We start from the raw sequence: 10,714 nt of genomic DNA on the forward strand, positions 1-10,714 counted from the left end.
CTAGCCTACGGCGAATGTTGCCCAGAATCATGGCGCCACACGCATCCCGACGGGTAGTCCACAAATGCGCAGACTGTGCGCTCGAAACTGGACAACGGTCGGGCATGCGGGCACACCGGCGTGCAGGTGCCAGCGGCTGCCGAAATCTAGACTGGTGACCAACATGAATGACAACGGGATGCAGGACTTCAGGCAGCGCCTCGCACTGGCGCGAACGGCACACGACCGGAACGATGCCCGGCGGCGCACCGTCGAGTTCGCCGTGGGCAGCAGCCGTCAACGAGTCCTGTATCTCAATAATCTTCGCGCGCTGTGCCTGCCAGAGCGGGCTGCGGTCGCGCGCGACGGGCAGCAAGATACCTGCCGCACTGTGGCACTCGACCTGCGCACGGCTGACCACAACACGGCACGAATGCTGCCACCGATCTACCTCGGCACGATCCTCGACAACGAATACGCCGGCGAAGTGACCAATGCAGCTGTAGCTGGCGGTCAGCACATCGACGTCTTCGCGGTTACGGTCGACGACGTAACGGCGCAAGAAATCGAACCGGATGCATCCCGGTGGCAGAGTCTGCGAACGATTGCGGCCAAGCTCAGCGATCGCGATGTCGGGCTGCTGAGCCAGGCTGTCGCCATGACGAACTTTCACCAACACCACCGGCATTCGCCGGCCGACGGCGCGCCAGTGCGTGCCGAGCGCAATGGCTGGGTGTTGCGAAGTCGCGACTCGGATGCGGTGACGTTTCCGCGCACCGACCCAGCGGTCATCGTTGGCGTCGTCGACCGTGACGGTCGCATCCTGCTCGGCGCGAACGCACGCTGGCAGCCCAAGCGGTACTCCGCATTCGCTGGATTTGTGGAGCCGGGGGAGTCGCTGGAAGCGGCAGCAGCCCGCGAGGTTTGGGAAGAAGCCGGCGCCCGCATTACCAACCTGCGTTATCTCGGATCACAGCCCTGGCCGTTCCCCGCGAGCCTCATGGTGGCGTATCTGGCCGAACTCGCGCCCGACCAAGACCCGGAATCCGTGCGTGCCGACGGCGAAGAAATCATCGAAGTTCGATGGTTTGACCGCAACGACATCCGTGACGTTGTCGACCTGCTGCCTGACGAAGTCGCCATAGCTCGCGTCATTATCGAGGAATGGTTTGGCGGGCCGCTACAGGTAACACACGAATCAGACCGGCCCGGAAATGCATCGGCGGCCCAACGATGAACCAACCCGATATCGCACCCGACTTGCCGAGAGCTTCGTCGCCCGGCGCGAGCCTGCTCGCCGATCTCAACCCGCAGCAGCGGGAAGCTGCCATGGCACTCGTTGGCCCAGTTTGCATCCTTGCGGGTCCCGGTACCGGCAAGACCCACACGATCACCCGGCGCATCGCCTACGGTGTGCAGACCGGGGCTTACGCACCCGACCGCGTGCTGGCCTTGACCTTCACAACCCGCGCGGCAGGCCAGCTTCGTGGTCGCTTGCAGCAGCTCGGTATCGAAGGCGTACAAGCGCGCACGTTCCACGCTGCGGCACTGCGCCAGCTCGGTTACTTCTGGCCGCAGGTGATTGGCGATTCGATGCCGAACATCGTGTCTGCAAAATCGGCAATTGTTGCCGAGGCTGGCGAGCGAATTGGTAGCCGAATCCAGCCCGCCCAGGTGCGCGCAATTGCCGAGGAAATTGAATGGCGCAAGATCAGCGAGCTTGACTTCGAAACGTACGAGCAAGCGCTGCGCAGTGGTGAGCGGCACATTCCTACGGGACTGAGCCTGGCGCAAACGAGCGCATTGGTACAGGCATACGAGCGGGTCAAAGATGAGCGTCGTCAGCTCGACTTCGAAGACATTCTGTTGGCCACTGCCGGCATGATCGAGGTCGAACCCTGGATTGCGGGCCAAATCCGTGAGCAGTACCGGTTCTTTGTGGTTGACGAGTATCAGGACATTTCGCCGCTGCAGCACAAGCTCCTGCGGCTGTGGATGGGGAAGCGCCGCGAACTGTGCGTGGTCGGTGACCCTGCCCAGACGATTTACTCGTTCGCCGGCGCTCGCGCGTCGTTCCTTACCGACTTTCAACGCGAGTTTCCCGAAGCTCGCGAAATCGCGATCACCGGTTCCTACCGATCCTCACTGCCGATCATCGCCGCCGCTAACGCGCTGGCAACGCAGATTCCACACGCCCTGCAACTGGAACGCCAGGGCGATCAGGCCACGAACCATGCGCCGCGGCCGACCTACACGGAGTTCTCGCGTGACATCGACGAAGCCGCAGATATCGCATCCCGCATTCGCGAAGCGATCGGCAACGGTGAACGGCCATCGACCATCGCCGTGCTCGTGCGTACGAATGCGCAGACCGCGGTAATCGAACAAGAACTTCAACGCCTCGGTGTGCCATTCCGTGTGCCCACCGGCAAGCCGTTCTTTCAGCGGCCCGAAGTTCGTCAGATCATCGCCGGTCTCCATGCCGCCGTGGTTGCGGGACAAGACCACGGTCCGCTGTTTCAGCGCGTAAGTGACGTTCTTCGATCGCGCGGCTGGACGCAAGAACCGCCAAAGGAACAGGGCCCGGTACGCGAAGCTTGGAACGCCATGGACGCGATCATGCGGCTGGCAGATGACCAACCAGCCGGCACCACTCTGGCGCAGTTTGCCCGCGATATGCAGCGTCGGGCACAGCAGCAGCACGAACCGCAGATTGAAGCCGTGACGCTCTCGACGATGCACGCGGCCAAGGGTCTGGAATGGGACCGGGTGTTCGTCGCCGGGCTCAGTGAAGGGCGGATGCCGGTGGTGCAGGCCGATTCCGAAACGCTAATTGGCGAGGAACGACGGTTGTTGTACGTTGCCGTTACCCGCGCACGAGCACACCTTCGCTGCTCGTCGGCGCGACAATCTGGTGCACCGTCGCGGTTTCTGCCGGAATTCGGCAACCGCATCCGGCATGAAACGCCAACTGCAACGAATCGCGCCGACCCGGCTGAATAATCTCGCGTCGTCCCGCGTACCAGTGTGTTGTCGGTTCCGTCGTGTCGGGTGCCGAACTCGGTGCGCGGCTGGTGATGGACTCGCGGGGCGACGATCGCGCAAGCGCATCCACCGCCATACCGCATTCGAGCGCAGCTATGAGCTCCACGTCGAGTGGCACGGATGGCGGCGGCAGGTCGAGTAGCTGCGTCGCGGTGACCAGCCAGCCGGGTTCGTGATCGAGTCGCTCAAGGTCACTGCACCGGATGCAGGGCGATAGCCCGGGCACAACCAGCGGGCCAATCACCACCGCGCGCACATCCCGAATCATCAGCAGATGCGGCACATCACGCGACATCAACGGCAAGTATCGAGTTGGTGCGACGACTCGATCACCAATATCCACCACCAGATCGGTCGAGTCCGGCACTGCCACATCTGCGCCACCCACCCGCACGGTGACCCCGCGTCTGGCGATCTCCGACGCAACTAACTGGGTAAATGCATCCGCCGATGCCGGTGCCCGCACAACGACCCGCAACCGTGACGCGCCACCGGTGATGGGCTCGCACTGCGTCAACAGCAGGTTCAGGATGCGGTTCCCCTCGAGCGCAGACTCGGTACTTGCGCGCACGGTCCCTTGAAGTAGTTGCAGCTCGGCGGTCTGGCGCAGCAGGTCGATCAGGTCATGCGTGAGTTGCGAATCGGGAACAATGACCGCATCTAGTGCGGTACCGACACGTAAGTGCGTACCGCTGACCCACGTGATCGCAACGTCATGGTGTAACTGGTAGCGCATGCCAGGCATTGTGCAGATTGGCGTTAACACCGGTGGTGACTTGTCCACAGGTCGGGCGCACACCGGCGAACGACACCGCGGATGCGTGCGGTCAGTTTCTTGCCGCAGCGCACTACGGCAGCTGGTCTCGCGCTAGACCAAATGAGACTAGGCCGTCGGGGGAGTCGAACCATCCCGACCGGTCGAATCACCGGGCGCGGTGTCGCCGCCGGCCGGGGCGTCACCAAACGACGATGGGTCGCCCAACAATCGCTCAAGGTCGCTATCGAGTTCGTCCTTGGCATCGCTGCCGCCGCCCGAAAGGCGCTCGAGCAGCGCGAACGGGTCGTCGATGTCGTCCGAGGTGGGAACCGCATCACGGTGTTCCCAGAGCTGGTCGCGGGCTGCGTTACCGAGCTTGTCGCTCACCAAACGCCACATGTTCGCGGCATCTCGCTGACGACGAGGACGGATCTCCAAACCAACAAGTGAGCCGAACGCGTGCTCGGCAGGCGAGCCGGTGGCGCGACGACGGCGCACCATTTCGGCAAGCGCCCCCGCGTTGGGCAAACGGAACGTTGCCGCTTCGGTGACCACGTCAACCCAGCCTTCAATGAGCGCGAGCACGGTTTCGAGACGTGCCAGCGCGAGTTCCTGTTCGGGGGTGCGCGGCGGGATGAGCTTGCCGGACTTCAGCACCGACTTGAGATCTTCGGGGGAGTTCATATCGATCTCACGCACCAGGCCTTCGACCTGATCGACGTCAATGTTGATGCCGCGAGCGAACTCGGTGATCGACGAGACCAGGTGTAGTCGCAGCCAACGCGCATGTTCGAAGAGCTGCGCATAGGCGAGCTCGCGAACGGCGAAGAACAGCAGGACTTCGTTGCGGTCGTTCTCGAGGTCTTTCGACCAGGTATCCAGATTCTGCGGTACCAGCGATGCCTTGCCCGGAGGCAGCACGGGCATGCCGATGTCGCCGCCAGAAAGCACTTCCTTCGCGAGCTGACCGAGTACCTGACCGAGCTGCATCGCGAACATCGAGTGTCCAACCGAACGCAACATCTGCCCCTGCTGGCCAATGGCCATGCGGAATTCTTCGGGTACATTCTCGGTGAGCATCGTCATCAATGCGTTCGAGATGCTCGTGGCAACCGGCTCGCTCACCTCGGCCCAACCGTCGAGCGATTGATTCAGCCACTCATAACGGGTGATCGTCGTTGGCGTCACGCCGACGCTGTTCAGGGTTTCGCCGGTGACCTCGCCGAGCCACATCTCCGCAAGCGTGAACGCCCGGGCGTACTCGTCAGCGAGCTCCTGCGGAATTTCTTCGTTTGGCGTGGCCGCCGAACGACCCGAATCCCGCACGATTTCCCAATTGAATTCATCCGAGGGAGCCATGAGCGACTGCTGCAATTGCTGCAGCATCTTCGCGAGCGCTGCCGCATCGCCAGGGAGTCCCGCTACACCCGCCAATTGATCGGGGTTAATCGTGCCGCCGGTACCGCCGCCACGAAGCATCTGCTCAATGAGGCGACGCAGCTCGTCTTCGGGCGAGTTGTCGTTGTCGGCGTTATTGCGCTCGGCCATGGTGGAACTCCTCTCAGCGCGTGGTCTTACAGTATCGACAGTCACTCAGCGGTTGCCGGAATCCGGGCCTTGGTTCACTCACAGCGAAGCGTCAGTGGTCTGCCCGATCGTGACGCGACTACACTCGCACTGCAGCGAACGCAGCATCCGCTTGCGCGCATCCACTCGGAAACCTGACGAAAGACCACATGCACGTCGACGACGCATCGAGCCCAGCTAACGCCACCGGACACACCGAAGCTGGCGTCGACCACGACGCGCACGCCGAGCAGACCGCGCAGGCCGAACAGGCTGCGGCGTCACAAACGCGCGACAAGGGCGGATGGCGAGCTGCATTTGATAAGGAACGCGCCGGCAAATGGATGCTCACGCTCGGTGTGCTCATGTTCGCGTTCTTTGCGTTTTTGCCAGCGCCCTATGTGATCAGTTCGCCAGGTCCCGCCTTCAACGCGGTCGGCAACGCGAAAATCACCGTCGACGGCCAAGAACACGAGCAGGACGTCATCTCGATTTCGGGCGCCGAAGAATATGAGCCGGATGCGGGTCAGATTTTTGTCATGACGGTGAACGTTGCCGGCAACCCGGAATCGCAGCCGCGATGGTTCGAAGTGATGTCGGCGTGGTTGGACCCGAGCCGCGACGTGAAACCGGTGGAACTGTACTATCCGGAAGGTGTGACGACCGAGCAGCGAAACCAGCGCACCACGCAGATGATGCTGGAAGCGCAGGACACGGCGATTGCTGCCGCGCTGAGTGAACTCGGCTACGACATCGAAGAAGAGATCGTTGTGGGCGAGGTACTCGACTCGAGCGCGGCGAAGGGGATCCTGCAGCCGGGTGACAAAATCATCGCCGTCGGTGACGAGCAGGTTGCCACGATGGAGACGCCCGGCAAGTTCCATCTCGAAGCCAAGCCGACCGTCGTGGAGTTTGAGCGCGACGGCAAGCGACAGCGCGAAACCATCACGCCAACGCTCATGGAAACCAGCGAAGGACAGCGGCCCATGCTCGGCATCACCCTGCAGTATTCGTTGAAGTTTCCGGTCGACATCAATATTGAACTTGGTGAAGTAGGCGGCCCCTCAGCTGGCCTTGCCTTCGCGCTGTCGATTTATGACCTGATGACACCCGACAACCTCACGAAGGGCAAGAACGTTGCTGCCACCGGCACCATCACGCCCGACGGTGAGGTTGGCGGCATCGGAGGGGTGCGCCAGAAGTTCCACGCCGCGGTCGAAGTTGGGGCGGATTACTTCCTCGTTCCCGAAAGTAACTGTGCCGAGGCGATCGGTAGTGGGGCACCGACGGACATTCCCGTGTACGCCATCCGCGATCTCGACGAAGCGTTGCAGACCGTCAAGTCACTGGGCGAGGACAGCGAGACTGGCGTGCGCACGTGTAAACAAGCGGTGGATGCGGGCATTCCGCAGGAATAGCCGTCGCGAGGCTGCCCACAACTAGCACTGTCGGAGCACGCGCTCGCCATGCGGTCTTGGGTACCATGGTCGCAACATACGGCGGGTTCACGAACGACGCTCGAGCCCGTAGTACCAAGTATTGAAACTCCGATGACAGGGTCCTAGTGAGCTCAACTACTCCAAACTCCCGCCCGCAAGCCGCCACGGGAGGCCAAACGGCGCGCCCGATGATGCCGCTGATCATCACTCTCGCTGTTGTGGGTGTACTGATCGCGGCGTTCTTCTGGTTTGCCGGGGTGTACACCGACATTCTGTGGTTCGACCAGCTCGGTTACTCGAGCGTGCTGTTCACCCGTTGGATCGCCACCGGCAGCATGTTCGCTGTCGGACTGCTCGCGATCGCGGTGCCGGCGTTCTTGATGATTTGGCTGGCGTACCGCAACCGTCCGACCTACGCCAAGCTCTCGCAGCAACTCAACGAATACCAGCGCATGCTCGAGCCGATGCGCCGACTCGTCTTCATCGGCGTGCCACTGCTGTTCGGTATGTATGGTGCGTTCGCGCTCGCGACCTCGTGGCCGACGGTGCTGACCTACTTGAACCGCACTCCGTTCGGCGTCACCGACCCAACATTCGGCCACGACATCGGGTTCTACGTATTTGAGCTGCCATTCCTTCGCGGCCTCGTGGTGTTCCTGAGCTCGCTGGCGCTGCTGTGCTTTGTGCTCAGCATCGGCGTGAACTACCTCTACGGCGGCGTCCGCGTCACCGGCTCTGAAATGGTGATTTCGAAGTCGGCACGCATTCAGATCGCCGTGACCGGTGCGCTGTTTATTGCCGCGCAGGGTGCCTCGTTCTGGCTCGACCGCTACAACCCGCTAACTGCCAGCAACGGCCGCTGGACCGGTGCCCTGCACACCGACGTGCACGCCCGCATCCCTGGCATGACGATTTTGGCCGGTGCCGCGGTGATCGTGGCATTGCTGTTCGTCTTCGCCGCAGTGGCCGGTCGCTGGCGTCTGCCGTTCATCGGTGTTGGTGGTCTGCTCATTGTCGGGCTCGTGACCGGTGTCGCGTACCCGTGGTTCGTGCAGAACTTGCAGGTTGGCCCGAACGAACAGCAGCTCGAAACCGAGTACATCCAGCACAACATCGACTCGACCCGAGCCGCGTATGGGCTCGACAAGGTCGAAGAGACTGACTACGAGGGTGTCACTACGGCCGAGCCTGGCCAGCTGCGTAAGGACGCCGAAACGACGGCAAACATTCGTCTGCTCGACCCCGACCCCGTGTCCGATACGTTCAAGCAGTTTGAGCAGGAGCGCGCCTACTACAGCTTCTCGGATGACCTCGACGTTGATCGCTACCAGATCGATGGCAAGACCCAGGATGCGGTCATGGCCGTCCGTGAGATCAATGTCGACGGTCTCGGCGGCGACTCGAAGTCGTGGGTGAACCGAACGATCGTGTACACCCACGGTTATGGCCTGGTTTCGGCCTACGGTTCGCAGCGTGGGCCTGACGGTCAGCCAGTGTTCTTCGGCTCCGGTATGCCGCAGGACGGTGCACTCAAGGACTTCGCACCGCAGGTGTACTTCGGTGAGCGCTCGCCGGAATACTCCATCGTTGGTGCGCCTGAGGGCAGCAAGCCGGTCGAGTTCGACCACGTTTCGGGTAAGGATGGCGCAAACCAGACCTACACGACGTTCAAGGGTGAGGGTGGCCCGTCACTGGGCAGCTGGTTCAACCGCCTCGCCTACTCGATCAAGTTCCAGTCCGAGCAGATTCTGCTCTCGGACCAGATCCACGATGAGTCGCAGATTCTCTACAACCGCAACCCGGTTGATCGTGTGCAGGCAGCAGCACCGTACCTGCAGATCGACAGCGACCCGTATGCATCCGTCGTTGACGGTGAACTCGTGTGGATTCTCGACGGCTACACGACTTCGGCAAACTACCCGTACGCCACGCGCACGTCGGTAGAGGGTGCGAGCAGTGGCCGTACCGACCTCGTGGGCGTTAACGAGTTCAACTACATGCGGAACTCGGTCAAGGCGACCGTCAGTGCATACGACGGCAGCGTCAAGCTCTACGCCTGGGACACGGAAGACCCGATTCTGCAGACCTGGCAGAAGGTTTACCCGAACACGCTCAAGCCGATCGACGAGATGTCGGGCGAACTGCTGAGCCACGTTCGATACCCGGAAGACCAGTTCCAGGTACAGCGTCAGATGCTGGCGACCTACCACGTCACCAGCGCCGACGAGTACTACAACCAGACGAACGCTTGGCAGCTGCCAAACGACCCGGTGGGTGGCGGAAAGGGACCGCAGAAGCCGTACTACCTGACCATGCAGATGCCGGGGCAAGAGCCCGCGTTCTCGCTGTACTCGACGTTTATTCCGAAGGTTTCGGGTGACGGCACGCGTAACGTGCTGACCGGCTACCTGGCGGCAAATGCGAATGCTGGGGCAGAGAAGGGCAAGGTTGCCGAGGACTACGGCAAGCTGACGCTGCTGCGAGTGAAGAATGACTCGGTTAACGGCCCCGGTCAGGTGCAAAACATCTTTACCTCGAACGAGAAGGTCGCCAACCAATTGGCGCTGCTCGAGCGCGGGCAGACCAAGGTGGAGCGAGGAAATCTGCTGACCGTGCCGGTCGGTGACGGATTCCTCTACGTACAGCCGGTGTTCGTGCGCTCGACGGGTGAGACGAGCTACCCGCTGCTGCGTCGCGTGTTGGTGGCGTTCGGTGACGAGATCGCGTTCGAAGACACGCTGGATGCGGCACTCGACGAGATCTTCGCCGGTGACGCGGGTGCGTCGGCCGGTGATGAGAACGTTGATGCGACGCCGAAGGATCCGAACGCCAAGGTGCCGGATGCCGGCGACGACGTGCCAGACACGGGTGACCTGCCAGAGGACGGCGGCAAGGACGAGACGGCGAAACCAACGCCAGCTCCGTCGGCACCGACTGACGGTGGCACGGGCTCCGAGGTGCAGAAGGCGCTGGATGAAGCGGCGCAGGCCCTTGAAGAGCGTACGAAGGCCTATGAAGAAGGTGACCTCGTGAAGGCTGCAGAAGCGGACAAGCGCATGACGGATGCGTTGAAGCGAGCAGCTGAAGCTGACAAGTAGGCCAGCTGGGCCAACCCAGTGAGCGGGATGCGTAACTACGGTTGCGCATCCCGCTGTTCGTTTGGCCGCGGGGAGTGGTCAAGCGTACGCGAGTAGACATCTGCGTAAACAGGTGGTAACGTTATCTCTTGTGCCGCGGGGTGGAGCAGTTCGGTAGCTCGCCGGGCTCATAACCCGGAGGTCGTAGGTTCAAATCCTGCCCCCGCAACCACATAAGGCCCTGACCAGGGAAAACTTGGTCAGGGCCTAGACCTTTTCCGGGGTGCTCGAGAGTGTCAGCCTGGTGTGCGTATCGCCTGTGCTCAAGTCGAGTTGTGGTCTGCATTGCACAGATCATTTGCTTGATACTGTGCGATGTCGGCCGGAACTTGGGCGGTGCTGTGAAGTTGTGGCCGAATTTGGCGGTATCGCTTGCGGTTGGGTTGGTGGCGGCGATTATTAGGCTGTCGTGTTGGCGCTGGGTGTGCTTGTGACATGCGCACGGCGCAGCCTGCACCCGGTGCATCCGGGTCGCAACCGGTATCGCCAGGCAAACCTGCAGCCGAGACGCTGATCGAAGCCGACAAGGTGCTGCAATACGTGATCGAAGCAGAGAAGCTCGCGCACGATGTGTATGCGGCGCTATACGCGCAGTACAACCGCGAGAACCACTTGGCCGCGTTCGAGCGCCAACAATAGGACCAGCAACTCACCGCACTGAAATCGCGTAAGGCATCTGGAAACGCGGGGTGGAGTCCACAGTAGTGAACTCCACCCGGCGCCTGCGGTTCCGTGACTGCCCCTGAATCTAGTTCAGCATGGCAACCGGGCTACCTTCGCGGATGCGTCGT

Annotated in this window: 6 protein-coding genes and 1 tRNA gene; 6 read left to right on the top strand and 1 reads right to left on the bottom strand. The window is 61.9% G+C overall.

Annotated features, from left to right (window positions below; all coding sequences use genetic code 11):
• The first annotated feature begins 163 nt into the window (after positions 1-163).
• Complete coding sequence (gene nudC, locus ZBI01S_RS05995) at positions 164-1,216, top strand: NAD(+) diphosphatase (protein WP_245610551.1); 1,053 nt, start codon at positions 164-166, stop codon at positions 1,214-1,216.
• On the top strand, positions 1,213-2,982 hold the full coding sequence (locus ZBI01S_RS06000) for an ATP-dependent helicase (RefSeq protein WP_066057780.1): 1,770 nt from the start codon (positions 1,213-1,215) through the stop codon (positions 2,980-2,982). Before nudC ends, ZBI01S_RS06000 begins: the two co-directional genes overlap by 4 nt.
• Positions 2,983-3,907: 925 nt before the next feature.
• Here ZBI01S_RS06000 and ZBI01S_RS06005 read toward each other — a convergent pair.
• Complete coding sequence (locus tag ZBI01S_RS06005) at positions 3,908-5,329, bottom strand: zinc-dependent metalloprotease (protein ID WP_066057783.1); 1,422 nt, start codon at positions 5,327-5,329, stop codon at positions 3,908-3,910.
• 188 nt (positions 5,330-5,517) lie between these two features.
• Between ZBI01S_RS06005 and ZBI01S_RS06010 the strand changes: the two genes are divergently transcribed.
• The 4 genes from ZBI01S_RS06010 to ZBI01S_RS06025 all read left to right on the top strand — a co-directional run bounded on the left by ZBI01S_RS06010 (position 5,518) and on the right by ZBI01S_RS06025 (position 10,562).
• Positions 5,518-6,765 (top strand): YlbL family protein, encoded by a 1,248-nt coding sequence (locus tag ZBI01S_RS06010; protein WP_066057786.1) that lies wholly within the window; start codon positions 5,518-5,520, stop codon positions 6,763-6,765.
• 209 nt (positions 6,766-6,974) lie between these two features.
• Positions 6,975-9,884 carry a UPF0182 family membrane protein gene (locus tag ZBI01S_RS06015; RefSeq protein ID WP_083524561.1) on the top strand — a complete coding sequence of 970 codons (2,910 nt, stop codon included), beginning with the start codon at positions 6,975-6,977 and terminating at the stop codon, positions 9,882-9,884.
• Positions 9,885-10,018: 134 nt separating this feature from the next.
• Positions 10,019-10,095, top strand: a tRNA-Met gene (locus ZBI01S_RS06020).
• Positions 10,096-10,358: 263 nt separating this feature from the next.
• Positions 10,359-10,562: a hypothetical protein gene (locus ZBI01S_RS06025; RefSeq protein WP_066057788.1), complete on the top strand. Its 204-nt coding sequence runs from the start codon at positions 10,359-10,361 to the stop codon at positions 10,560-10,562.
• The last annotated feature ends 152 nt before the right edge of the window (positions 10,563-10,714 follow it).

The sequence above is a fragment of the [Zimmermannella] bifida NBRC 103089 genome, assembly GCF_001570925.1.
GTDB lineage: Bacteria > Actinomycetota > Actinomycetes > Actinomycetales > Microbacteriaceae > Gulosibacter > Gulosibacter bifidus.